This is a genomic window from Methyloversatilis sp. RAC08 (genome assembly GCF_001713355.1).
Classification (GTDB): domain Bacteria; phylum Pseudomonadota; class Gammaproteobacteria; order Burkholderiales; family Rhodocyclaceae; genus Methyloversatilis.
In genome coordinates this window covers 3,421,545-3,446,178 of sequence record NZ_CP016448.1, presented here as the reverse complement: position 1 = coordinate 3,446,178, position 24,634 = coordinate 3,421,545, and the positions used below count along the sequence as shown (strand labels likewise).

Below are 24,634 nucleotides of genomic sequence, written 5' to 3'. Positions count from 1 at the left end.
TCCGCTAAGCCCGTCGCCAGGTGGTACCGGCGGCAGAGTCTTCCAGTATGACGCCTTGTTGCTTCAATTCGTCCCGTACGCGGTCGGCAGTCGCAAAATCGCGCGCCTTCTTGGCTGCGATGCGCTGTTCGATGAGTGCATCGATCTGCGCATCGTCCAGTCCGCCTGCCTTCGCACGTCCTTGGAGGAACTCTTCCGCAGATCGTTCCAGCAGACCGAGCACGCCGGCCAGCGCACGCAGTTCGCCCGAAACGGCCGGGTCGCCGCTGCGATTGGCGTCATTCGACAGTTCGAACAGCACGGCCATCGCTTCCGGCGTATTGAAATCGTCGTCCATCGCATTGCGCAGTCGCTGACCGGCCGGCGTTGTCCAGTCCGGACGGGCATCGGCCGGCCGGTACGTTCTTCAGCGTCGTGTACAGGCGGCTCAGTGCGCCGCGGGCATCGTCGAGATGGGCGTCGGAGTAATTGAGCGGGCTGCGGTAGTGCGCGCGCCAAGATGAAGAAACGCACCACTTCGGGGTCGTACTGCTTCAGCACTTCGCGGATGGTGAAGAAATTGCCCAGCGACTTCGACATCTTCTCGTCGTCGACACGCACGAAACCGTTGTGCATCCAGTAATTGACGAAGGTGTGCCCATGCGCACCCTCACTCTGGGCAATCTCGTTCTCGTGGTGCGGAAACTGCAGGTCGGCGCCACCGCCGTGGATGTCGAAATGATCGCCCAGCAACTGTGAGCTCATCGCAGAACATTCGATGTGCCAGCCGGGCCGGCCGTCTCCCCAGGGCGAAGACCATTTCGCGTCGGCGGGTTCCGCGGGTTTGGCGTGCTTCCACAGCACGAAATCCAGCGGGTCCTGCTTGCCGTCGATCACATCCACGCGTTCGCCGGCGCGCAATTCGTCTAGCGACTTGCCGGACAGCTTTCCGTAGCCATCGAACTTGCGCACGCTGTAATTGACGTCGCCGCTCGCCGCGCGATACGCCAGCCCCTTGTCCTGCAGCCGCTCGATCAACGACTGCATCTGCGGCACGAATTCGGTCGCACGCGGCTCGTGATCGGGACGCAGCACGCCGAGCGCATCGGCATCCTCGTGCATCGCCGCGATGAAGCGGTCGGTCAGCGCACGCATCGACTCGCCGTTTTCGGCCGCCCGCTTGATGATCTTGTCGTCGATGTCGGTGATGTTGCGGACATAGGTCACGGCATAGTCCGATGCACGCAGCCAGCGTGCCACCATGTCGAACACCACCATCACACGGGCATGCCCCAGATGGCAATAGTCATACACCGTCATGCCGCACACGTACATGCGCACGCGACCCGGCTCGATCGGAAGGAATGCCTGCTTTTCGCGGCCTATGGTGTTGTAGATCTTGAGCATTGGTGTGGGCCAAACGGAGGGTGCTTGGGGCACGCGCAGACCGCGCGGGCGGGTCGGTACGGAATTCAGGCGCAACAACAGGACGTCGGCACGCCTTCTTGATAAGATTCGGGTCTGTCAAACGACGGTTTCACGCCAAAAAGTCTAACACATGGCCTCTTCGACACGTTTTCGTCTGCCGCTCGCATCGCGCCTCGCAGCCGCCCTGATCATGCTCGGCGTATCGCTCCAGCCGGCCTTCGCCAACAGCGTGCAGGAAGCCGAAAAGCTGCTGCGACAAAAGCAGCCACAGCAGGCGCTGGAACAGATCGACCTGTTTCTTGCAAAGGTGCCACGCGATCCGCAGGGCCGTTTTTTCAAGGGACTGATCCTGACCGAACTGGGTCGCGTACCGGAAGCGACTTCGGTGTTCCAGAAGCTGACCGAGGACTACCCTGAACTGCCGGAGCCCTACAACAACCTGGCCGTGCTCTACGCTCAGCAGAAGCAGTTCGACAAGGCCAAGACGGCGCTCGAGATGGCCATCCGCACCCACCCGAGCTACGCGGTCGCACACGAAAATCTGGGCGACATCTACGCCCGCATGGCGACCCAGGCCTACGACCGGGCACTGCAGCTCGATTCTTCGAACATCGGTGCGCAGAGCAAACTGAACCTGATCCGCGAAATGGTGGGCAACACCCCGCGCAGCGGCAGCAAACCGGGGTCCACGAGCACGCTGGCGGCAACTCCGCCGGCGACTGTCGCAGCGGTCACGCCGCCGGTCGCCGTTACCCCGCCCAAGCCGCCGGAACCCGCAAAGACCGCACCGCCCGCTGCAACGGCAACGGAAACACCGGCAGCACCCCCGTCCGCTGCGGCTGCGATTTCACCGGCCGACGGCGCTGCCGGCCTGCCGGTGGCCGACATCACACGAACTGTCGAGGGCTGGGCCGCCGCCTGGGCGCGCAAGGACGTGAACGCCTACCTCGCGCACTACGACAGCTCTTTCGAAGTTCCCGGCAAGAAATCGCGCAAGGCGTGGGAGGCCGAACGCCGGGCACGCATCGACAAACCTGGCGCGATCGAGGTACGCGTCGAGAACGTGCAGGTCAGCCGAGACGGCGCCGATCGCGTCAAGGCGAGCTTCCGCCAGCACTACAAGGCCGTCGGCCTGAAAAGCTCCACCACCAAGACGCTCTTGCTGGTGAGCCGTGATGGTCGCTGGCTGATCCAGCGGGAGCGCGTCGGCGGATGACGGCGATGCGGTATTTTTCCGGACGCGCGGTGGCGCGCGTCCTGCGCAACGCACTGTGCCTGTCGTCGCTGATCGTCCCGCTCGCCATCGGCTCGGGTCAGTCCGGCGACGCTGTGCGCTACTCCGACAGCGGTCCGGAGCCGATGCTCGAACAGGTGTTCCGCCAGATCGAGCGCAACAAGCTTGGGCTCGCGCTCGAACAGGTCGATGCCCTGCTGCAGATCTGGCCCAACTTCCGGCTCGGCCACCTGATTCGCGGCGACCTGCTGATGGCCCGGTCGAGCGCGCTGACCACGATAGGCAATGCGCCAAACGCTCCTGAAGAGCGACTGGCCGACCTGCGCGATGAAGCCGTGGCGCGCATCCGCGCCTACCGCGACAAGCCACCGGTCGATCGCGTGCCGCGCTACCTGCTGCAATTGCAGGCGTCGCAACGTCATGCGGTGGTGGTGGATACTCGCCGCTCGCGGCTCTATCTGTACGAGAACGTCGCGGGTCAGCCACGCTTCATTGCCGACTATTACGTGTCGCATGGCCGGCTGGGCATCGAAAAGATGCGCGAAGGCGACAAGAAGACGCCGCTGGGGGTCTATCAGGTCACCGGTTTCCTGCCACCGGAACGCCTGACCGATTTCTATGGCGCCGGCGCGCTGCCGATCAATTACCCGAACGCGTGGGACCGCAGACAGGGCCGCAAGGGCCACGGCATCTGGCTGCACGGTACGCCATCCGATACCTTCTCGCGTCCGCCGCGCGCGTCCGACGGTTGCGTCGTGCTGGCCAATTCCGATTTCCTCGCGCTGAACAACCATCTGCAGGGTGCGTCGGTGCCGGTCATCATCAGCGACTCGGTGGAATGGCTGTCGCTGGACGACTGGCAGTCCGAACGCAGCGAATTCAACAAGGCGCACGAACAGTGGCGCAGCGACTGGGAAAGCCGTGACGTCGAGCGCTTCCTGTCGCATTATTCGGCGCGATTCAGCGCTGGCAAGAAGGATCTGGCAGCGTTTGCCGCGCAGAAGCGCGCCGTGAATGCCGGCAAGAAGTGGATCAAGGTCGGTGTGGACAAATTGAGCACCTTCCGCAACCCCGGTCGCGAAGACCTGGTCGTCGTCACTTTCGAACAGGACTACCGCAGCGACAATCTGTCGAACCGCATGATCAAGCAGCAGTATTGGCAGCGGGAAGACGGCCGCTGGCGCATCGTGTTCGAAGGCGAAGGCTGAACCCGGCCGCCCGCCATCGGTCTGTCCGGCTGACACGCCCGTTTGCATGCCCGCATGAATCCCCGATCACCCAACCCGGAGTCATCCTCATGAAGAAGTTTCTGCTCGCGCTGCTCGCCAGCCTTGTCCCGCTGGCCGCTGTCGCCGCCAATCCGCAGGTCGAACTCAAGACCAGCCAGGGTCCGATACTGATCGAGCTGTTCCCGGACGCCGCGCCGGCCACCGTTGCCAACTTCCTGCAGTACGCAAAGTCCGGTTTCTACGACGGCCTGATCTTTCACCGCGTGATGAACGGCTTCATGATCCAGGGCGGTGGGTTTGACGCGCAGATGAACCAGAAGGCAGCCGGCGCGCCGATCCGCAACGAAGCCGAAAAAGCCATGAGCAAGGGTGTGCGCAACGCACCGGGCTATCTGTCGATGGCGCGCACCAACGATCCGCATTCAGCCAGCGCCCAGTTCTTCATCAACCTGGTCGACAACCGCTCGCTCGACTACCCGTCGCGCGACGGCTTCGGTTACGCCGCGTTCGGCAAGGTGATCAAGGGCATGGAAGTGGTCAATGGCATCGCCAACGTCCGCACCGGCGACTTCGGCCCGCACCAGAACGTACCGCTGACGCCGGTGGTCATCCAGTCCGCGCGCGTCGTCGAAGCGCAGCCCTGAACCCGGGCGCGCAGTCGCCACGACTCGCTCCCACTCGCCCCCCACCCACGGCCGCCCCGCGCGGCCCCGCTTACGGAGATACACATGGTCAAGCTGCACACCAACCACGGCGTCATCACGCTCGAACTCGACGCTGAAAAGGCGCCGCAGACGGTCGCCAACTTCCTCGCCTATGTCGAGGCAGGTCACTACAACAACACCATATTCCACCGCGTCATCGGCAATTTCATGATCCAGGGCGGCGGCTTCGAACCCGGCATGAAGCAGAAGGACGCCCAGGCGCCGATCAAGAACGAGTCGGCCAATGGTCTTTCGAACACGGTCGGCACCGTCGCCATGGCGCGCACGTCGGACCCGCATTCGGCCAGCGCGCAGTTCTTCATCAATGTCGGCAACAACCTGTTCCTCGACAAGGACCAGGCGCAGGACGGCTGGGGCTACTGCGTGTTCGGCCGGGTCAGCGAAGGCATGGACGTGGTCGAAAAGATCAAGGCCGTGCGTACCGGTCGTTCGGGCTTCCACCAGGACGTGCCGGTCGAGGACGTACTGATCGAACGCGCCGAAGTGGCCTGAGCGCGCAGGCGCGACGACGCATGGACCTGTTCGCTTCCGATCTCCACCTGTCGTCCGCCACGCCAGACCTCAACGCGGCCTTCCTGCGCCTGCTCGAAGGCCGCGCGCGCAACGCCCGGCGGCTGTTCCTGCTGGGCGACCTTTTCGAGGTGTGGGTCGGCGACGAAGACGCCGGTCTGCCGGAACACCGCCCTATCATCGCGGCGCTGCGCGCGCTGAGCGAGGCCGGCACCGACATCCATGTGCTGCCGGGCAACCGTGACTTCCTGCTCGGCGCCGGCTTCACCGCCGCCACCGGCGCCACGCTGCATGGTGACTGGCTGCTGTGCGACATTGCCGGACGGCAGGCGCTGCTGATGCATGGCGACACGCTGTGCACCGACGACCTGCCGTATCAGCAGTTCCGCCGCATGGTGCGCAGTGCCGACTGGCAGAGCGCCTTTCTAGCCCGCCCGCTCGCCGAGCGCCACGCGATCGCCGCCGACCTGCGCCGGCGCAGCCAGCAGGCCGTCGCCGGCAAGGCCGAAGAATTGATGGATGCCAACGGCGAAGCCATCGCCGCCGTACTGCGCCACCATGACTGCACGTTGCTGATCCACGGCCACACGCATCGACCGGCTCATCACGCGCCCGAAGTGGATGGCGTCGCCTGCGACCGCTGGGTGATCGCCGACTGGCGCGACCGCGCCTGCTGGCTCGAAGCCGACGACCACGATCTGCGCGCCTTCACGACGGCCGACGACGGCCGCATCGTGCCCGACCCGCGCCACGCCTGAAGGATGAACACCATGAGCCTGTCCGACATTCCGGATGAACTGACGCTGCGCCTCGCTGCCGATGGCCGCATCGAATGCCGCCGTGGCACTGACGCGGCCGCGCCGGCGATCCGGTTCGACCCCGCATTCTTCGGCCAACCCGAGTCCGCCGACGCCCAGCGCGCCCTCGGCCGCTTCGTGTTTTCGCTGCTGCAGGGCATGGCCCCGGTTCCGGGTACCGAGGCCGGTCCGGCCGTCGATGGCCCGGCCGCGCTGTACGACAATTTCGTCACCCTGCAGAACCGGGCGATGAAGGAATACTCCGCCAGCCTGCTCGAATTGGCCGAGAAGTCCCTGCAGCAATCCGCCGCCGCCGGTTTCGGCCAGGCCATCGAAGCGATGAAGGACTGGCCGTCGGTGCGGACCGTCGCCGACATGCTGATCGCCCGCGGGCCCGAGCAGCCGCGCTGAGTGGCTCTGTCTCTCCGAGCGCCCGACCGGAAGTCGGCCCGCACGCACATGCCGCTGCAACACCTCCTTGCAACTGGCAACAGCCACTCACCGGCACGTCGCGTAGTGTCAGGGTGTCGCGACTGCTCCCGGGCAGTCAGGCCCTCTCCTTCCGCAAGCCCGCCCCGTGCGGGCTTTTTTTTCGGTCGGCCACGCAAACGGCCGCGTTGCAGCAAAAAGCACGGCCAAAAAAGGCACTCCCGCAAAGAAAAAAGCCAACTCACGGGAGTTGGCTTTGACCATCGAATTCATGGTGCCGCTTGTCGGAATCGAACTGACGACCTACCGCTTACAAGGCGGTTGCTCTACCAACTGAGCTAAAGCGGCGCGGGGCGGATTATATCTGCTGTCTGCCGGGCATGGCGCGCGCATCGGTGACTCAGGGCTTCCGGCATGGATTAAACTCGAATCATCATGAACATGTCTCCACATGTCAGCGCGGTGCAAGCGTTTGCCGCAGATGGAGACCCACCTGCCCGATGCCCGATACCGTCACGCCCGTGCCCGTTCCCGGTTCCTCTGCAAATCGTCTGGCCGGGACCGATGCCGCGCCGATGACGGCTCGTCCGCTGAATGTGCTGCTGATCGAGGATTCGGAGGACGACGCGCTGCTGCTGCTGCACCGCTTCCGGGCGGCCGGCTACCAGGTGTGGTCGCAACGGGTGGAAGACGAGCGCTCACTGCGCGAGGCGCTGGCGTCGCGCACCTGGGATCTGGTGCTGTCCGACCACAACATGCCGCGCTTCTCGGCGATGGCGGCGCTGTCCATCCTGCAGAAGCTGGAGCTCGACCTGCCCTTCATCATCGTGTCCGGAGTCATCGAGGAAGACATTGCGGTGTCGGCGATGCGGGCGGGCGCGCATGACTATCTCAGCAAGGGCAAGCTTGATCGGCTGATTCCGGCGGTCGAGCGCGAAATGCGCGAGGCGCGCAACCGGGCGGAACGGCACAGCGCGCTCGATGCCGTGCGCGACAGCGAGGCGCGCTTTCGCGCGCTGGCGGCCAACATTCCCGGCATGGTGTTCCAGCTGCTGCGCCATGAGGATGGCGGCTGGCGCTTCCTGTTCGTCAGCGAAGGCTGCCTGGCGCTGCTCGGTTTCAAGGCCGGCGAGCTGGTGGCCGCGCCGCGCCGCTTTCTCGACATGATCCTGCCGGACGACATGCCGGAACTCGACCGCGCGATGCACCTGTCGGCACACACCCATGCCACGGTGAATTGGGACGGTCGCATCCGCCTGCCCGATGAAGACATCAAGTGGGTGAACCTGCGCTCGTCGCCGCGCGTGCTCGCGTCCGGCGTGCTGATCTGGGAAGGCATCGTTTCCAACATCACGCAGAGCAAGCTGACCGAGCGCGAACTCCGCCAGTCGCGCGGCCAGCTGGCGGAGCTGTCGTCGCACCTGCAGATCGCCAAGGAAGAGGAACGCGAACGCATTGCGCGTGACATCCACGACGAACTCGGCGGCCTGCTGGTGGCGCTGAAGTTCGAAGTGTCGCTGCTGGCAAACAAGACGGCAGCGGATCTGGACGCGATCAAGGCCCGTTCGGTCAGCATGGGCAAGCTCGTGGATGACGCGATCACCACGGTCGGGCGCATCGCGCGCGAATTGCGCCCGGGCATCCTGAAGGAATTCGGCCTCGCTCCGGCTGTCGAAAGCCATGCGGAAGACTTCGCTGCCCGCACCGGCCTGAAGTGCGAGCTGCTGTGCATCGATCACGACATCGACCCGGACGAGGAAACCGCCATTGCGCTGTTCCGCGTGTTCCAGGAGGCGCTGACCAATGTATCCAAGCACGCGGGTGCCCACACCGTGGAGGTGCGGCTGACGCAGGAAGACGACGACATCGTGCTGGAGGTGGGCGACGATGGCCGCGGCCTGGCGCCGGAAGACCTGAACAAGCCGAAGTCATTCGGCCTGCGCGGCATCCGCGAGCGCGTGGTGCACCTGAACGGACGATTCGAAGCGAGCAGCCGCGAACACGGCGGTACCCGCCTGCTGCTGAGGGTGCCGGCCTGCCGCCGCACCGTACTGGAGTTTTCCCGATGAGCAGCATCCGTATACTTATTGCAGATGACCACGCCATCGTGCGTTCCGGGCTGCGCCAGATCCTGTCCGACAGCCCGGACCTCATCGTCACCGGTGAAGCGGAGAACGGTGTCGAAGCGATGCACAAGCTGCGCGACGGCAGTTTCGACCTCGTGCTGATGGATGTGTCGATGCCCGACCGCAACGGGATCGATACGCTCAAGCTCGTGCGCAAGGAATTTCCGCGCCTGCCGGTGCTGGTGCTGTCGATGCACCCGGAGGACCAGTATGCGATCCGCGCGCTGAAAGCCGGCGCCTCCGGCTATCTGACCAAGCAGAGCGCACCCGAACAGCTGGTCACCGCGATCCGTCAGGTCGCCAGCGGCAAGAAGTACGTCTCGCCCACGCTGGCCATGGAACTGGCCAATGCCATCACCGACGACGACGAGCGGCCGCCGCACGAGAAATTGTCGGATCGCGAGTACCAGACGCTGGTGATGATTGCCTCCGGCAAGACGCTGACGCAGATCGGCGAGGAGCTGAGCCTCAGCGTCAAGACGGTCAGCGTCTATCGCGCGCGGCTGCTTGAAAAGATGCGCATGAAGAACAATGCGGAGCTGACCCACTACGGCCTCAAACACGGGCTGACCGACTAGGGTGTGTCGGCCGCCCGGCCGCCCTTCCGAAATGTGGAATAACTTGCGGATCCGCCCTCAAGACCGTCGTCCGCGTGCCGTTGTAAGCATTCGTTACGGACTGTGAATTGCCACTGAAATGTCTGACGCCATGCAGCCGCTCGAAATCGCCCGTGAAGCCTTGCGACGTCTCGCCATGCGTCAGCTTCAGCCGACACCGGAAAATTACCGGTCGCTCTATCACGAAATCGCCGGTACCAAGGCCGACGACCTGTTCCCGGAACGCGCGCTGAAGCTGGTCTGCAGCACCCTGCCCCGCCTCAACCAATCGCAGATCGAATTCGTCGAACGGCTCGAAAGCGCTGTCGTCAGCCGCAGCTGGTCGGCGATCAGTGGATCGCTGGTCGGCCTGCTGCGTGCGCAGGCGGCGCCCCAGCGCAAATGGACGGCTCTGCTCAAGGACCTGTTCAAGCAGTTCGAACGCAATCACGACTCGCTGACTTATTCGCAGAAGCAGGTGGTGATCCAGCAGTTGCTGGATTCGTCGAGCGGCGAGCTCGACGTCCTCTACGCGCGGCTGAGCAAGCTTGCAGACAACTGGGAATCCTGCGAGAGCAGTGGTGCCGCCGCGGCGGAGCCTCATGGCCATGGCACCCACACTATCGTTCCCCGCGCTGGACAACAGTGACGCTGCGCTGCGCGACCTGTTCGCGAGCACGCTCGAAGGTGTGGTGGGCAGCCTGCTGATTTCGGCGCCTGAGCTGCGCGATGAAGCCCTCGTGCTGGGCCAGGCGTTGCGCGACGTGCGCGACATGCGCGGCGTCGATGATCTGGCGTCCAAGTTGCGCAACCTCGTCTACCGCCTGAATTGGGTGGTCGACGATCAGGCTGAAATCCGCGCCGGTCTGTTGTCGCTGCTTGACCTGCTGCTGAAGAATATCGGCGAACTGGTTCTGGACGACCGCTGGATGCGCGGTCAGATCGATTCGCTGCGCGCCTTGTGCGATCACCCGCTGAGCGCGCGCGAACTGGATGAAGTGGAGCGCCGGCTGCGCGAAGTGATCGAGCGTCAGGGCTCGCTGCGCGGCAACATCGACGACGCGAAGCACCAGATCAAGCTGATGCTGGCGGGTTTTGTCGAGCAGCTCGGCAGCTTCACCGAAGCCACATCGGGCTTCGGTGAAAAAATGGAAGGCTATGCGGAAACGATCGCTGCCCGCCGACGACATCGGTTCGCTGCAGGACGTCATCGCCGAAGTGATCGCCGCCACGCACTCCATGCGCGCAACGACCGAAAAGTCGCGAGCCGAGGTCGACAACATGCGTGACCGCGTGCGTGCGGCAGAAAACGAAATCCAGCGCCTGCAGGTCGAACTGGAACAGACCAGCGAAAAAATGCGTCACGACCCGCTGACCGGCGCACTCAACCGCAAGGGGCTGGAAGAGTCCTATGCCAAGGAAGTGTCGCGCGCCGCACGGCGCGGTTCGATGTTGTGCCTTGCCGTTCTCGACATCGACAACTTCAAGCGGCTCAACGATACCTACGGTCACAACACCGGCGACGAGGCGCTGCTGCACCTGGTCGGCACGGTACGCGACTGCCTGCGTCCGCACGACACGCTGTCGCGCTACGGCGGTGAGGAGTTCGTCATACTGCTGCCGGAGACCTCGGTCGAGGATTCGGTCATCGTGCTGCAGCGCCTGCAGCGCGAACTTACCAAGCGCTATTTCCTGGCCAACAACGACAAGCTGCTGATCACCTTCAGCGCCGGCGTCACCGTGGTCGGCCATGAAGAACCGCAGACGTCGGCCATCGAGCGCGCTGACGTGGCCATGTATCAGGCCAAGGCCACCGGCAAGAATCGCGTGGTCATCGCGCCCGAACAGCCGATCGCTGCGTGAGCCGGGCGCGGCAGTCGCCGCGCCCGTCGTTTGTTTCCCGTTGCCGACAACATTCAATCGTGATTCGCGCCGGGCTGCCTGTTCCGGGATGGCCATACGAAGCGCAGTGTAGTCACGCACCCAGTCAGAGATTGGCAGACATCGCTGCTACCAGCGCCTTCCATGCAGAAGTGATGCGGGATCGATGTTTGGTTGTTGGGCATCGCCTGCGGCTCACCCAAACCCCCAAGTGCTTTCCACGGCGGCGGTGCGGTCGGGTGTGCGTAGGTTGGGGTGAGCCGCAGGCGATGCCCAACGAAAGATTCCTGGTTGCGTCATGCATCACGGCGGACACTGAGCCGCCCGTCAGCAGCCCCTCAGCCGCGCTCCGCTGACATTCCGTAACAGTCCGGAGCAGGTCCGGCACGCTGTCCGGAGCACAAAACGGGCCGACCTTGCAGGCAAAAACGATTGCGGCGGCAACCTCACGTGAGCATGAACGCCCGTACATGCCGCAAGGGCAAGCCATTTCATATCGCCGGCCGCCTGAAAGCCAAGACGACAAAGGCTTTCATTAAGGTGCCCCGCTAAAGTTTGCAGCGGCAACTCCGTTACTTCAAACATCGGCGACATCAACAGCGGGCCATGCAGCCCGGAGCGCCGTAACTACACACCACTTCGTGACAGGAGAAACAAAATGCCGCAACTCATCAACACCAATGTGCCCTCGCTCACCGCACAGCGCAACCTGAACTCTTCGCAAAGTTCGCTCGCCACTTCGCTGCAGCGCCTGTCTTCGGGCCTGCGCATCAACAGCGCGAAGGACGACGCCGCCGGCCTCGCCATCTCGGAGCGTATGACCTCCCAGGTGCGCGGTCTGAACCAGGCTGTCCGCAACGCCAACGATGCCATCTCGCTGACGCAGACTGCCGAAGGCGCGATGGGTTCGATCACCGAAGGTCTGCAGCGCATGCGTGAATTGTCGGTTCAGGCCGCCAATGACTCGAACAGCGCCAGCGACCGTCAGGCCCTGCAGCAGGAAGTTTCGCAGCTGCAACAGGAAATCAACCGTGTTGCCTCGACGACCCAGTTCAACGGCAAGAACCTGCTCGACGGTTCGTTCTCCGGCCAGTACTTCCAGGTCGGCGCAAACGCCAACCAGTCGATCGGCATCAGCCTCAGCAACACCAAGGCCACCAATATCGGTGCCAATACCGTCAGCGCCAACGGCACGCTGAACAATGCAGCCGCCCTCGCCGCCGGTGCCGGCGCCCGTGTCGCCAACACCGTCGTCGCGGCCGAAGATCTGACCGTGACCGGTTCGCTCGGCACGGCAGCGGTTGCAGTGAATCTCGCCGATACGGCCAAGGCTGTCGCTGCGTCCGTCAATGCCCAGAGCGCCACCACCGGCGTGAGCGCAACGGCGGCGACCGAAGCCACGCTGAGCGGCCTGACCGCCACCGGCACCTACACCTTCACGCTGTTCGGCGAAAACACGACCGGTGTCGCCGTGTCGGCCACTATCGGCAATACCTCCGACCTGAGTTCGCTCTCGACCGCGATCAATAACTACGCGGCCACCACGGGCATCACCGCAACGGTCAGCGGCGGTTCGGTCACGCTGAAGTCGGAAAGCGGCGCGGACATCTCGCTCACAGACTTCGCTGGCGCTGGCGATATCAGCCTGCAGGGTCGCAATGCCTTCACCAGCGCAACGGCCGGTGCAGCAGTCGTCCTGACAGGCGCGACGGCGACCACCGACTCCTCGACGGTCGGCGGTACGTTGAAGTTCTCGTCGTCGGACGCCTTCTCGGTCACCAGCGCGTCGGCCGGCGGTCTTTTCACCGCCACCACGGCGAACGCCAGTGCGCTGTCGTCGGTTGCTTCGATCAGCGTTGGCACCCAGACCGGTGCCAATGCCGCGATCGACGTCATCGACGCTGCCCTGCAGTCGATCAATACGCAACGCGCTTCGCTGGGTGCCATCCAGAATCGCGTGCAGAACACGATCAGCAACCTGCAGACCACGTCGGAAAACGTCAGCGCAGCCCGCAGCCGCATTCAGGATGCCGACTTCGCGATGGAAACCGCCAATCTGACCCGCGCGCAGATCCTGCAGCAGGCCGGTACGGCGATGCTGGCGCAAGCCAACTCGCTGCCGCAGAACGTGCTCAGCCTGCTCCGCGGCTAAGCACAAGCAACTGAAAGAAACGGGGCACGGTTCGCCGTGCCCCGCTAACTGCAAGGGGAAATCGTCATGGCGATCCAGCCAGTCCCGAGTACCTCGCCACCGCTCACTCCGGCCCTCACGCAGAGCACCGGAGTGAATGTCGTGGTGCCCGCCAGTGTGCGTGAACAACCCGCGCAGAACACCCCGCTCACAACCGAACAGATCGAACAGACGGTGGATGAAATCCGCCGCCAGATTCAGCCGGTGGACCAGAATTTGCTCTTCACGATTGACAAGGAAACAGGGAAGACAATCGTGAGACTCATCGATTCAAGCACCAAGGAAATCCTGCGGCAGATCCCGTCTGAGGAACTGATCGCCATTGCGCGCGCGCTCGGCAAGGGCCAGAGCGGTCTGATCGAGCGCAAGGCCTGAGGGGCCCGTCACCATGGCCATCTCTTCCGCAGGAATCGGCTCCGGGCTTGACGTTTCAGGCCTCGTATCGCAGTTGATGTCGCTCGAACAGCGCCCGCTGACGCTGCTCGCGCAGAAGGAAGCCGGCGTACAGGCGAAGATTTCCGCCTACGGTTCCATCAAGGGTGCGTTGTCATCCATCCAGTCTGCCGCCACCGCCCTGTCGAATGCGGCAACTTTTACCGCACGCAAGGCAGCCATCGGCAATGCCGACGTGGCAACAGTTGCCGGTACGCAAACGGCGGTTGCCGGCAACTACACGCTTGAAGTCAATACGCTGGCTGAATCGCAAGTGGTTGCGTCCGGCCAGTTCGCGGGCAGCACAGCCAGCGTCGGCAGCGGCACGCTGACCATACAGCTGGGCAAGTACGACGCCGGCGCATTCACCGCCAACCCGGACAAGGCCGCCGTCAACATCACCATCGGCAGCGATGCGATGTCGCTGGCCGACGTGCGCGACGCCATCAACGACGCCGACGCGGGCGTCACCGCCTCGCTCGTCAATGACGGCACCGGCCATCGCCTGGTGCTGCGCTCGGTCGATGGCGGAACCGAAAACACGGTGAAGATCACCGCCACCGACGACGACGGCAACAACACCGACGACGCGGGACTGTCGCGCCTGATCTACGACGCATCGACCGGCGGCACCTCGCGCCTGTCGCAGATGATTCCGGCCTCCGACGCCACGCTGACGGTCAATGGCATCGCCATCACATCGAGTACGAACACGCTGACCGACGCGATCGAGGGTGTGACGCTGAGCCTGAAGAAGACCAACGTCGGCTCGCCTACCGTGGTCTCCGTCACCAATGACACGAGCGTCGCCCGCAGCGGCGTCGAGCGTCTCGTCAAGGCCTACAACGATGCACTCGGGATCATCAAGACGCAGACCAGCTACAACACGGAAACCGACCAAGCCGCCACGCTGAATGGCGAGAGCACGATGCTGGCATTGCGCAACCGCCTGAGTGCCCTGGTCGGCACCTCGATCGCCCCCGGCCTGAATCTGTCGTCCATCGGCGTATCGGTGGAGAAGGACGGCAAGCTGGCAATCGACTCGACCAAACTCACGACTGCGCTCGACAACGGAAACGTGGAAAAGCTGTTCCGCGGCTTCGATGACGTCAAGGGCATGGGCAGCCGGCTGACCGGCCTGATGGACGACATGATCGACGCTGGCGGCCTCATTTCCAGCCGCACCGAAGGGTTGACCGCAGCCGCCAAGTCGTTGGAGAAGCGCGCCGAAGCGATGTCCGACCGCCTGCTGACGATCGAGGCGCGCTACCGCAAGCAATTCAGCGCGCTCGACACACTGATCAGCAACATGACCGCCACCAGCAACTATCTGACGCAACAACTGGCCAATCTGCCGACGATATCGTCGAGCTGATGCACTCACCACGACCGGGGAAAAGGGACTTTCATGTTTGCTTCGCTTTCGAATCCGCACATGGCTTACGCACAGGTCGGAATGGAAACCCGGGTAGCCGGAGCCGATCCGCACCTGCTTATCCTGATGTTGTTCGACGGTGCGCTGATGTCGGTATCCACCGCGAGCCACCAGATGGAAATGGGTGAAACCGCGGGCAAGGGCCTGTCGATTTCGCGTGCCATCGACATCATCGGCAACGGCCTCAAGGTGAGTCTGGATCTGGACGCCGGCGGCGAACTGGCGCAGCGGCTGTATGCCCTGTACGACTACATGTGCGCGCGCCTGCTGCATGCCAATGCCCACAACGACCGCGCCGCACTGGAAGAAGTCAGCCACCTGCTGGGCGAATTGAAGGATGCCTGGGAAGAAATCAGGCAGAAGCTGTCGCAAGGCGCGCCCATGTAGGCAAAAGCGGAAATTGCACGGTAATTACCACTTACATGTGCGCCTCCGAACCGCTGCCCGCCTGTACGCTCATTGACTAACCGGTACCTCCTGCACGACGGCCCGACGACATGAATTCACTGCCCCTGCTCGAAGACATGCACCAGATCTCCAGTCACATGGTTGATGCCGCGCGCGCCAACGACTGGGACCGCCTGGTCACGCTCGAACTCGACGTGTCCGCGCTGCGCCAGCGCATCGCCGACAACGACGAAGAAGCGACTTCGCCCTCCGAGCGCGCCCGCAAGGTTGCGCTGATGAAACAGATACTCGCCCACGACGCCGAAGTGCGCCGCCACGTCGAGCCTTGGATGGCACAGGTCAAGGTGTTCCTCGGCAAGCTGCCGGCAGGCCGGGCCGAAAACGGCTGAACGCATGAACAACCTGCTGCCGGGCATCTCGCAACGTCTTGCGGAACTGGCCCGCGGCTCGGTGCAGGTCGCCGGTCCGGTCAGCCCGATCGGCGAACAGCTGCCTGAATTCCAGCCCGGCGAACGCTACACCGCACAGATCATCCAGAACCTGCAGGACGGGCGCGCACGCGCCCAGGTGGCCGGTCAGATGGTCACGCTGCAGCTTCCGCAGGGCGCGCGCGAAGGCAGCACGGTCACCCTCACCCACGTTTCGCGCAATGCGCAGACACTGATTGCCACGCTGGTCCCGGATTCCGCGGCCGGCGAAACTGCCGATGTCAGCCTCAGCGAGCCGGCGCGTGCCATCAGCGCCCTGCTCGACCGCCCGGCGCCACCGCCGACCCGCCTGTCGGCCGGGCAGGCATTGATTGATCCGGCGATGCTGCGCGCGAGCGCCAACGTGACCGACGCCGCCGCGACACCACTGATTGCCGGCCGGCTGGCGAGCGCGATCGGCCAGAGCGGCCTGTTCTACGAGTCGCACCAGGCGCAGTGGGTCAGCGGCGAGCGCACGATCGAATCCACCGAGCGCGAACCGCAGCGTGCCTTTGATCCACACACCCGTGCAACGCCGGCCGCCGGGCAGCGCGCCGATACCGCAACGCTTGCGCGGGCCGGCGCCGAATTCGCACAGATCAGCGACGCAGCCGCCCCGGAAAAGGCCGAAGCCGCGCGCGCAGATTCCGCAACGCCAGCCGAATTGCGACCGCTGGTGCACAACCAGTTGCTGGGCCTGTCACAGCACTCGCTCGCCTGGGAAGGACTCGCCTGGCCCGGACAGATGATGAAGATCGAGATCGATGACCCGCGCGCCGACGGACGCGCCGACGAGGTCGCTGCAGAAGCAGACGCCGATGTACCCTGGACCTCGCGTCTGCGTCTGGTGCTGCCCGGTCTGGGGGAAATCGAAACATCCCTGACGCTGTGGCGCGACCATGGCATCGCACTCAGTTTTTCCAGTGATCCGGAGGCGCGGCTGCGCATGGGCGGCGCCCTGCTCGAGCTGCAGCAGCGCATGAGCGACGCCGGACTGCGTCTGGGTCAGGTGACCTTCGGCGATGCAGCACCGATTACCGAAGGTGAGCCGACCGAGGCGGCCGAGGACGACACGTCCGGTCCTGCTGGCGCGCAGGTGATGGCATGACGCAATCTGCCCGCGCCCAGGCGGTCGCCATGGCCTACGGTGCCGGTGATGCCGCGCCGCGCGTCGTGGCCAAGGGCCGCGGGCTGGTGGCCGACGAAATCATCCGGCGTGCGCGGGAGGCTGGCGTCTTCGTGCATGAATCGCGTGAAATGGTCGCCCTGCTGATGGGACTCGATCTCGACCAGCGCATCCCGCCCGAACTGTATGTCGCCGTAGCCGAACTGCTGGCGTGGATCTATCGTGTCGAAAAAGGCCTGAACGCCGCACCGCCATCGACCATCAGGGTGCCCGCCTGACCTTGCCCTCCAACGCACCGCCGCAGTCCTGCGCAATCAGGCGCGGCACACCGACAGGACGCATTCCATGACCGAGGACATCCGGTTCGATCTGCTAGAAGCCGACGACTTCGCCCGCTACGTGCTGGACGGCACGACCGACATCTTGTTCTACCTGCGCGCGATCAAGGACCAGAAGGCCAACATCTCGGTCTATGCCGGCCGTTCCAGCGAGCCCTTTCTGACCGCTCTACTGGACATCGACGAAGCGCGCGGCGCGGTGGTGCTCGATGCGCCGCGTGACGAGAAGCACCTCGAAAAGGCGCTCAAGTCCTCACCACTCGTCTGCCTCACCTCGCTGGAAAAGGTGAAGGTTCAATTCATGGTACCGCGCTGCCGCGGCGTCGAATTCGAGGGTGGCCAGGCGCTGGAGATTCCGCTGCCGACGCGCATGCTGCGCCTGCAGCGGCGTGACTACTATCGCCTCATCGTGCCGCCCAATCCGCGCCTGCGCTGCCTGATCCCGACCGGTGACGGCAACGGACGCATGACGGAGGCAAACATCGTGGATATTTCGGGTGGCGGACTGGCCGTGGTGGCGCCACCGAGCAGCCTGAACCTGTCGGTCGACAGCTTGATCGACCAGTGCCAGATCATGTTGCCCGAACTGGGCACCATCACCGCCACGCTGCAGGTGCGCAACATGTTCCGCGTCACCGAACGCGGCGGCAGCGAACTGCGTGCCGGTTGCCAGTTCATCGGCCTGCCGGCCACCGCCGATGCATTGATCCAGCGTTACATCCTGCGCATCGAGCAGGAACGTACAAGTGCGCGAGGCGTCGAGTAACCTGGTCTCGACATGTGAATTCACGCCGTATTGCAGGTCGTTAGGTTGCTGACGGCAACTAATGCGTGCGCTAAGGTCTTACGATGATGGCGGAGGCCGTGCCATCCACGATCGAGACCACGAGGCAATGAACATGGTGAACGACCTGCAGACGCTGTTGCCTCACGGCTACTGTTTTTCCTGGCAGAAGGATTTGCTGCTGCTGCACGTAGTGGCCAACGTGCTCATCGTCCTCGCCTACTTTTCGATACCCATCACGTTGTGGTCCTTCGTCCGCCGTCGCGAGGACCTGAGTTTCGGTCCGATCTTCGTGATGTTCGGCGTCTTCATCATGGCCTGCGGCCTGACCCATGTGATGGACATCTGGACGCTGTGGTATCCGGATTTCTGGCTGGACGGCTGGCTGCGTCTTTTCACCGCAGGCGTATCGATCGGAACGGCCATCATGCTGTGGCGGCTGATCCCGATCGCGCTGTCGCTGCCCAGTCCCGAGTCGCTCAGCCGGGCCAACATCGAACTGAAGGCTGAAATCACCCGCCGCAAGCAGTACGAAGCCGAACTGCGCGCGCTGAACAGCCAGATGAAGCAGCAGATCGACGAACTCGAATCGCTGTCGTACGCCATCTCGCATGACGTGCGCGGTCCGCTGCGGCACATAGAAGGATTCGCGCGCGCGCTGGCCGACAAGCACCCGGCACCGCCTGACCACCCGGCTCAGCGCTATATCGAGCGCATCCGGGCGTCAGTGCATCACCTGAGCGACATCGTCGAAGGTCTGCTCGCATTTTCACGCGCCAGCCGCACCGAAATGCGCCGGGAGCATTGCGACATGAACACGCTGATCGCCGAGGTGGCCGAAGAACTTGCCCCCGACATGGACAGCCATGTCGTTGAACTGAAAGTCGGCGCACTGCCGGACGTACAGGCCGATCCGAAGCTGCTCTACCAGGTTTTCTACAACCTTATGGCCAACGCAGTGAAGTATTCGCGCGACCGCGCACCCGCAGTGATCGAAGTCGATTGCATCGACGACAGCGGCGACGATCTCGTTTTCCGTATCCGTGACAACGGTGCCGGTTTCGACATGCAATATGCAGGCAAACTGTTCGGCGTGTTCCAGCGCCTGCATCATTCAAGCGAATTCGAAGGCACCGGTATCGGACTGGCGAACGTGAAACGCATCGTGGAGCGCCATGGTGGCCGCGTCTGGGCCACCGGCGAAACCAATGCAGGTGCCAGCTTCTTCGTCGCCTTGCCACGGCGGGTCCGTGCCGCGGTGGAGCGTTCTGCAGATCCCTTCACAGGAGCAAGCGATGTCCCTGCACTTGCGTGACATTCTGGTTGTCGAAGACAACGTCAACGATGTCGAACTGATGCTGCTCAGCCTTGGCGAACTCAAGCTCGCCAACGACATTGTCGTCGTTCGCGACGGGGTCGAGGGGCTGGACTACCTCTACAAGCGCGGCCGCTTCGCCACGCGCGAAGGTGGCCAACCGCTGTTCATGATGCTCGACCTGAACATGCCGCGCATGGGCGGCATCGACATGCTGGTCGAAATGCGTCGTGACGACAGCCTGCGCACCCTTCCAGTGGTGATCATGACCTCTTCGCGCGAAGATCCGGACCTTCGCCGCTGCTACGACCTGGGCATCAACGCCTACGTCGTGAAACCGGTGGATTTCGACCAGTTTTCGCGCACGGTAACCAGCCTGGGCATTTTCTGGGCGCTGATCAATGAGCCGCCACCGCGAATCTGAACGCTCAGATGAAAATACAACTATCTGATGTAAAAAGTTTTTTTACTCCGATTCGAATTTTTCTGCCTCGAAACATGAAAGTTCGGTGATACCTGCATCCGTTTGAGCCTCTGCCGAGTAGTGGGAATGACGACGCGCTTTCGAGTTGCGGTCTCGTCCATTTCCCCAACCATTTTCTTCGGAGAGGTCAGACATGTACGAAAAAACCCTGTTGGCAGCGGCATCCACCCTCGCGCTCGCCCTCGCAACCCCGGCCGGCGCTGCCGATTTCATCGGTCTGACGACCGGAAACGAAATCGGCATGATCAGCAGCAGCAACACTTCGGCGGCCACTTTCACGTCGATCACCGGCCTGGGCGCCGGCGAACGCATCCTCGGCATCGATCTGCGCCCGAGCAACAACATGGTGTATGGCGTCAGCAGCCTGAATCGCATCTACACGCTTGACGTGTCGAGCGGCATGGCCACCTTCATGGCGGCACTCGACACCCCGCTGGTCAATCCCTCGCTGTCCTACGGCATCGACTTCAATCCGGTTGCCGATTTCGCCGGTGCGGCGTCGCTGCGTTACGTGAGCAATGTCGGTCAGAACCTGGCGATCAACGTCAATACGGGCGTCGTCGGCAATGCTGCCAGCGTCATCCCGTCCGGCTTCAGCGCTGTCGCCTACACCAACTCGGACGCGTCCGCGATGAGCGGCCCGGCATCGACCGCGCTGTACTACCTCAACACCACGACCGATACGCTGCACGTCGCACCGACCGCCTTCAATGCCCCGACCATCACGACGGTCGGATCACTCGGCATTTCGGGCAACGTGATCGGCGCCAACGGTTTCGAAATCGACGCCAGCGGCATGGGCTGGGCAGCCCTGACGCTGGACAACGGCGACAGCGGGCTTTATTCGATTGACCTGGGCACCGGTCTGGCCACGTTCAACGGCGCGCTGAACGCCAACCTGCGCGGTTTCACATCGGCATCCTTCATGGCACCGGTGCCGGAACCCGAAACCTGGGGCATGCTGCTGTCGGGTCTCGGTCTGATCGGCATGATGGCGCGTCGTCGCATGAGCAAGGCCTGAGCACGTAGCGCGAGCTTCGGTTCGCGCTAACTTCAGAGGCTTCGCGCCGCAGGGTGCGAAGCCTTTTTTTGCTCTTGCTCGACGATGCGTGCCAACAGCCCGGATCAGCCGAGCAGCAGGTTGAAATAATCCACCGGAACGACCTTGCGCGCCACCGGTGCCGGCGGGCGTGGCCAGGGTCGCAGCAAGGCGCCCCGATCGGGCGTGAGACGCTGTTCGAATTGCACGAAGTCCCTGCCAATGATCCGGTTGTATTCCCCCTGGAAGGCGACGAGATAGGCATCTGGCGTCAGTCCGCGCGTATTGCCGAGCAGCAGGTTTTCGATGCACAGCGCAGACAGCCGCGCGAATGCGGTCAGCTTGCCGACCTCGGCAGCCGCGTCCAGATGGCCGTCGGCATCGAGCGTCCATTGCTTGCGCTCGAGCAGCTGGGCGTACGCGAGCGCGGCGTCGCGCACCGGTTGCAGTCCGGTGGCGGCTGTCGGGTAGGCATCGTTGTGCAGGCGCGCCTGGGCGATGTCGATCAGCGTTTCGCGGAATCGCCTGTAGCGGTCGAACACCACCGTCACGTAGAGCGACAGCAGCGTACCGAACAGGATGCCGAGCAGCGCGCCGGCTGCATCCTTGCCCCATCGGGCCCAGACAGGTTCATCTGGTGGCGGGTCGGGAGGCAGATCGGACGGCGAGACACAGACGATCTGCGGCTGAGGACAGGCCGGGCAGCCGTCGGTCGGCGGACAGACCGCGCCGGGATCGGCCACGGAATCGGTCGCAGCGGACGCCACGACAACCTCTGCGACCGGTATCGTCGGCGCGCCATCGGTCGCGTGCACGGGCACTTCGAACGCAAGCCACAGCGCGCCGATCACCGCCCCTGCACGAAACACGCGCAGCAGCGTCAAGCCACCGGCCACCGGGTCCATGCGCCCACAGCCCGGTCGTCAGTCGAGCACATAAGTTTCATCCTGTTCGGGCACCACGGCAGACCAGCCCAGCTCGTGTTCCAGCTTCTGGCGCAGGCTGTCCGCCGCGGCAGCCTCGCCATGCGTCACGAATACACGGCGCGGCGCACGCCCGACCGGGCGCAGCCATTCAAGAATCTCGCGGTAGTCGGCGTGCGCCGACAGGCCGTCGACCTTGGCCACCTCGCAGCTGATCGGCGCATCGCGGCCGAAGATGCGCAGGCTGCGCGTGCCCTTGAGCAGGGCATCGCCGCGCGTGCCTTCAGCCTGGTAGCCGGCGATCACGATCGTGTTGCGCGGGTCGGCGCCAAACGCCAGCAGGTGATGCAGGATGCGCCCGCCATTGAGCATGCCGGCGCCGGCGATGATCACCTTGGGGTAGCGATTGCCCGACAGCGCTTCCGACTCTTCCGGCGTGCGGGTGAAGGTGACCGCGTCACGCATGCGGTCGCACGCCTGCTGGCTGAGCCGGTGCTCGTGCCGGTACTGTCGGAACACACCGGTGACGTCGATCGCCATCGGGCTGTCTAGAAACACCGGCAGGTCGGGAATGCGCCGTTCGTCGATCAGCGTGGCCAGCAGATGCATCAGCGTCTGGGCGCGGCCGACCGCGAACGACGGCAACAGCACCGTGCCACCGCGTGCCGCGGTGCGGCTGACGATGTCGGCCAGCGTGGCAAACGGGTCATGTTCAGGATGCAGGCGATCGCCATAGGTCGACTCGACCACCAGCCAGTCGGTTTCGGGGAGTGGCTCGGGAGCGTGCATCACCGGATCGTCCGGTCGCCCGAGATCGCCGCTGAAGGTGATGCGCTGCCCGGCACATTCGATGCAGACGCTGGCCGCGCCGAGGATGTGCCCGGCGCGCTGGAAGGTGACGCGATACGGGCCGATCGCAAACGGTTCGCCGAAGCCTGTGCTGCGCAGATGCTTCATCGCGTGGCGCGCGTCATCGGCCGTGTACAGCGGCTCGGCCGGATGGTGCTTGCTGTAGCCGTACTTGTTGGCGTGGCGCGCGTCTTCTTCCTGCAGGTGGGCACTGTCCTCGAGCAGGATGTCGACCAGTTCGCGCGTGGCGGATGTCGCCCACACCGGTCCGTCGAAGCCTTCGCGCATCAGCCGCGGCAGATAGCCGGAGTGATCGAGATGGGCGTGCGTCAGCACGACCGCAGACAGCCCGGCCGCATCGACCGGAAACGGTTTCCAGTTGCGGCTGCGGATGTTCTTCACGCCCTGGAACAGGCCGCAGTCCACGAGCAGCGAGTGCCCCTCGTGCGTCAGCAGGTAACGCGAGCCGGTCACCGTGCCGGCGGCGCCCAGAAATCGAATCTTCATCGTTGTCGTCCTCCCGCCACGAGTGTAGGCCGCGATGGCGTCAAGCGACAGGCATGACCGTCAGCCCGCTTGCGGGAGATTCTGCGCGATGCGCCAAAGCACGCCGGCCGGATCGAACAGAACGAAATCCCTCATTCCCCAGGGACGGTCTTCCGGCGGACCGACAGACACGCCGAAGCGGCGGGCGATATCGGCCGACACGACGTGCGCGTGCCAGGCATTCACGTCGGCCACCAGCAGATGCATCTGGAACTGCCGGGCGAACACCGGCTCGTCGGACGCCTGAAGCAGGAAGCTCACGTGGCCGTGGCGCACGTACGCGAGCCGGTGGTCCGCCCACGGCACTTCGAAGCCGAGCGCCAGGTAGAACCTGCGCGAAAGTTCGAAGTCGGTGGCCGGCACGAAGGCCTTGATTTCGACCGGATCCAGATTCATCGCGTGTCGCTCCGGTGAACGCCGGCGCGACTCGCCCGCCGACCGATCAGGGCCAGGCCGGCCAGCAGCGTCAAGGCACTTTCCGGCTCCGGCACCGACGACACCTGCCACCCCATGTCGGCAAAGCCCGCGTAGTCGAGCGCGGTGGGCAACTGGCGTTCGCCGAAGGGGGTACTCGGATCCATCATCGTCTCCTGCATCTGGCCATCGCGCTCGCTCATCGTGCCCTCCGCCCAGTGACTGCCGTAGCGGTCGACCGGCACGCCGCCGCCGTACGCCGCCAGCGACGCGGTGCCGGTGAACAGACCGGTGCCGGCATCGATCTGCGCCAGCCAGGAATCGGCTTCGCCAAAGCCGAGGATGTGACCGATTTCGTGCGTGGCTGTGGTCAGGAAGTCAGGGCTGCCGGGCGACAGACCCGCGGCATCGGCACCGAAGTACCAGTCATTGCTGGCGTTGAACCAGATGTAGCCGCCCCAGGTGGCGTAGTCGCTCGCGTGCGGGCCGGTGGTATTGAGCTGGCCGCGCGTCATGACGGCGTCGACAAAGGCGGCACTGCCGGTGGCCTGCAGGTTGACGCCGGTACCGGCGAAGCCCAGCACCCCCGGCGCGGAGGGCGAGCCGCCGACGTAGATGCGCAAGGTGTCGGCTTCGATGGCGACGTCGTTCAGCGTCACGCCGGGCCCGCCCAGGCTCGGATGCAGGAAGGAGACCGACCACTGGTCACCCTCAGCCGGCATGATCGCACTCAGCGTGTCGGTGAAGCCGCGGTAATGGGAGGCGGCCATGTCGAGCAAGGCGCGGCGGTCGACCCGCGGCGCACCGGTCGCCAGGTCGGTAAAGAATCCGCGTGTGTCGTAGGTGTAGTCGAACTCGATCTCGAGTGCCAGGACCGGTGGCGCTGCTGCGCTCAGCAGCCATGCGAAGATTGGCATCGCAACGGAGTGACGTCGTGATGTCGATGTGC

The 24,634-nt window shown here is 64.1% G+C and carries 26 protein-coding genes, 1 tRNA gene and 1 pseudogene; 22 read left to right on the top strand and 6 right to left on the bottom strand.

Translation table 11 applies throughout. The features are described from left to right. Nucleotides 1–4: 4 nt before the first annotated feature. Nucleotides 5–1,386: pseudogene (cysS, locus tag BSY238_RS15650) on the bottom strand (cysteine--tRNA ligase). A 151-nt stretch (nucleotides 1,387–1,537) separates the two neighbouring features. Here cysS and BSY238_RS15645 point away from each other — a divergent pair. The 6 genes from BSY238_RS15645 (at nucleotide 1,538) to BSY238_RS15620 (ending at nucleotide 6,313) form a co-directional block, all read left to right on the top strand. Beyond that, nucleotides 1,538–2,623, top strand: a complete 1,086-nt coding sequence (locus BSY238_RS15645; RefSeq protein ID WP_069039961.1) for a nuclear transport factor 2 family protein — start codon at nucleotides 1,538–1,540, stop codon at nucleotides 2,621–2,623. Further along, the gene (locus BSY238_RS15640) at nucleotides 2,620–3,849 is read left to right on the top strand and encodes a L,D-transpeptidase family protein (RefSeq protein WP_069039960.1); all 1,230 of its coding nucleotides are present in this window, start codon (nucleotides 2,620–2,622) and stop codon (nucleotides 3,847–3,849) included. The genes BSY238_RS15645 and BSY238_RS15640 overlap by 4 nt, the downstream gene beginning before the upstream one ends. Before the next feature lie 89 nt (nucleotides 3,850–3,938). Next, nucleotides 3,939–4,514 (top strand): peptidylprolyl isomerase, encoded by a 576-nt coding sequence (locus BSY238_RS15635; protein ID WP_069039959.1) that lies wholly within the window; start codon nucleotides 3,939–3,941, stop codon nucleotides 4,512–4,514. A gap of 84 nt (nucleotides 4,515–4,598) precedes the next feature. Further along, nucleotides 4,599–5,087: a peptidylprolyl isomerase gene (locus BSY238_RS15630; protein WP_069039958.1), complete on the top strand. Its 489-nt coding sequence runs from the start codon at nucleotides 4,599–4,601 to the stop codon at nucleotides 5,085–5,087. Between the two features lie 20 nt (nucleotides 5,088–5,107). Continuing rightward, nucleotides 5,108–5,863 carry a UDP-2,3-diacylglucosamine diphosphatase gene (locus BSY238_RS15625; protein WP_069039957.1) on the top strand — a complete coding sequence of 252 codons (756 nt, stop codon included), beginning with the start codon at nucleotides 5,108–5,110 and terminating at the stop codon, nucleotides 5,861–5,863. Nucleotides 5,864–5,875: 12 nt separating this feature from the next. Next, a complete protein-coding gene (locus BSY238_RS15620) occupies nucleotides 5,876–6,313 on the top strand; it encodes a hypothetical protein (RefSeq protein ID WP_069040738.1) in 438 nt (145 codons plus the stop codon). Nucleotides 6,314–6,603: 290 nt separating this feature from the next. Here the strand turns inward: BSY238_RS15620 and BSY238_RS15615 are convergent. After that, a tRNA-Thr gene (locus BSY238_RS15615) sits at nucleotides 6,604–6,679 on the bottom strand. A 227-nt stretch (nucleotides 6,680–6,906) separates the two neighbouring features. Between BSY238_RS15615 and BSY238_RS15610 the strand changes: the two genes are divergently transcribed. From BSY238_RS15610 to BSY238_RS15545, 16 genes are all read left to right on the top strand, one after another. Further along, a complete protein-coding gene (locus tag BSY238_RS15610; RefSeq protein ID WP_069039956.1) occupies nucleotides 6,907–8,400 on the top strand; it encodes a hybrid sensor histidine kinase/response regulator in 1,494 nt (497 codons plus the stop codon). After that, complete coding sequence (locus tag BSY238_RS15605) at nucleotides 8,397–9,035, top strand: response regulator (RefSeq protein ID WP_069039955.1); 639 nt, start codon at nucleotides 8,397–8,399, stop codon at nucleotides 9,033–9,035. The genes BSY238_RS15610 and BSY238_RS15605 overlap by 4 nt, the downstream gene beginning before the upstream one ends. A gap of 118 nt (nucleotides 9,036–9,153) precedes the next feature. Further along, entirely contained in the window at nucleotides 9,154–9,702 is a 549-nt protein-coding gene (locus tag BSY238_RS18835) for a hypothetical protein (RefSeq protein ID WP_223300167.1), read from the top strand. Next, entirely contained in the window at nucleotides 9,662–10,342 is a 681-nt protein-coding gene (locus BSY238_RS18830) for a hypothetical protein (protein WP_223300166.1), read from the top strand. The genes BSY238_RS18835 and BSY238_RS18830 overlap by 41 nt, the downstream gene beginning before the upstream one ends. Beyond that, nucleotides 10,335–10,916: a GGDEF domain-containing protein gene (locus BSY238_RS18825; RefSeq protein WP_223300165.1), complete on the top strand. Its 582-nt coding sequence runs from the start codon at nucleotides 10,335–10,337 to the stop codon at nucleotides 10,914–10,916. The genes BSY238_RS18830 and BSY238_RS18825 overlap by 8 nt, the downstream gene beginning before the upstream one ends. Nucleotides 10,917–11,592: 676 nt before the next feature. Then, nucleotides 11,593–13,086, top strand: a complete 1,494-nt coding sequence (locus BSY238_RS15595; RefSeq protein ID WP_069039954.1) for a flagellin N-terminal helical domain-containing protein — start codon at nucleotides 11,593–11,595, stop codon at nucleotides 13,084–13,086. Between the two features lie 66 nt (nucleotides 13,087–13,152). Next, the gene (locus BSY238_RS15590) at nucleotides 13,153–13,500 is read left to right on the top strand and encodes a flagellar protein FlaG (protein WP_083224071.1); all 348 of its coding nucleotides are present in this window, start codon (nucleotides 13,153–13,155) and stop codon (nucleotides 13,498–13,500) included. Between the two features lie 13 nt (nucleotides 13,501–13,513). Continuing rightward, entirely contained in the window at nucleotides 13,514–14,932 is a 1,419-nt protein-coding gene (gene fliD, locus BSY238_RS15585) for a flagellar filament capping protein FliD (RefSeq protein WP_069039953.1), read from the top strand. A 33-nt stretch (nucleotides 14,933–14,965) separates the two neighbouring features. After that, nucleotides 14,966–15,379: a flagellar export chaperone FliS gene (gene fliS, locus BSY238_RS15580; protein ID WP_069039952.1), complete on the top strand. Its 414-nt coding sequence runs from the start codon at nucleotides 14,966–14,968 to the stop codon at nucleotides 15,377–15,379. Nucleotides 15,380–15,489: 110 nt separating this feature from the next. Beyond that, nucleotides 15,490–15,789: a flagellar protein FliT gene (locus BSY238_RS15575; RefSeq protein ID WP_069039951.1), complete on the top strand. Its 300-nt coding sequence runs from the start codon at nucleotides 15,490–15,492 to the stop codon at nucleotides 15,787–15,789. A 4-nt stretch (nucleotides 15,790–15,793) separates the two neighbouring features. Next, entirely contained in the window at nucleotides 15,794–16,975 is a 1,182-nt protein-coding gene (gene fliK / locus BSY238_RS15570) for a flagellar hook-length control protein FliK (protein ID WP_069039950.1), read from the top strand. After that, nucleotides 16,972–17,271 carry an EscU/YscU/HrcU family type III secretion system export apparatus switch protein gene (locus BSY238_RS15565; protein ID WP_069039949.1) on the top strand — a complete coding sequence of 100 codons (300 nt, stop codon included), beginning with the start codon at nucleotides 16,972–16,974 and terminating at the stop codon, nucleotides 17,269–17,271. Before fliK ends, BSY238_RS15565 begins: the two co-directional genes overlap by 4 nt. A 67-nt stretch (nucleotides 17,272–17,338) precedes the next feature. After that, complete coding sequence (locus BSY238_RS15560; protein ID WP_069039948.1) at nucleotides 17,339–18,097, top strand: flagellar brake protein; 759 nt, start codon at nucleotides 17,339–17,341, stop codon at nucleotides 18,095–18,097. A gap of 133 nt (nucleotides 18,098–18,230) precedes the next feature. Continuing rightward, on the top strand, nucleotides 18,231–19,430 hold the full coding sequence (locus tag BSY238_RS15555) for a sensor histidine kinase (RefSeq protein WP_223300164.1): 1,200 nt from the start codon (nucleotides 18,231–18,233) through the stop codon (nucleotides 19,428–19,430). Continuing rightward, on the top strand, nucleotides 19,411–19,854 hold the full coding sequence (locus tag BSY238_RS15550) for a response regulator (RefSeq protein WP_069039947.1): 444 nt from the start codon (nucleotides 19,411–19,413) through the stop codon (nucleotides 19,852–19,854). The genes BSY238_RS15555 and BSY238_RS15550 overlap by 20 nt, the downstream gene beginning before the upstream one ends. Before the next feature lie 193 nt (nucleotides 19,855–20,047). After that, nucleotides 20,048–20,935, top strand: a complete 888-nt coding sequence (locus BSY238_RS15545; RefSeq protein ID WP_069039946.1) for a DUF4394 domain-containing protein — start codon at nucleotides 20,048–20,050, stop codon at nucleotides 20,933–20,935. Nucleotides 20,936–21,039: 104 nt separating this feature from the next. On the opposite strand, the gene BSY238_RS15540 is transcribed toward BSY238_RS15545, so the two are convergent. The 4 genes from BSY238_RS15540 to BSY238_RS15525 are packed head-to-tail and all read right to left on the bottom strand — an operon-like array spanning nucleotide 21,040 to nucleotide 24,602. Next, nucleotides 21,040–21,858: a hypothetical protein gene (locus BSY238_RS15540; protein WP_069039945.1), complete on the bottom strand. Its 819-nt coding sequence runs from the start codon at nucleotides 21,856–21,858 to the stop codon at nucleotides 21,040–21,042. 18 nt (nucleotides 21,859–21,876) lie between these two features. Beyond that, on the bottom strand, nucleotides 21,877–23,232 hold the full coding sequence (locus BSY238_RS15535) for an MBL fold metallo-hydrolase RNA specificity domain-containing protein (protein ID WP_069039944.1): 1,356 nt from the start codon (nucleotides 23,230–23,232) through the stop codon (nucleotides 21,877–21,879). A 60-nt stretch (nucleotides 23,233–23,292) separates the two neighbouring features. Continuing rightward, nucleotides 23,293–23,667 carry a VOC family protein gene (locus BSY238_RS15530; protein WP_069039943.1) on the bottom strand — a complete coding sequence of 125 codons (375 nt, stop codon included), beginning with the start codon at nucleotides 23,665–23,667 and terminating at the stop codon, nucleotides 23,293–23,295. Further along, a complete protein-coding gene (locus tag BSY238_RS15525) occupies nucleotides 23,664–24,602 on the bottom strand; it encodes a PEP-CTERM domain protein (protein ID WP_069039942.1) in 939 nt (312 codons plus the stop codon). Before BSY238_RS15525 ends, BSY238_RS15530 begins: the two co-directional genes overlap by 4 nt. Nucleotides 24,603–24,634 lie beyond the last annotated feature (32 nt).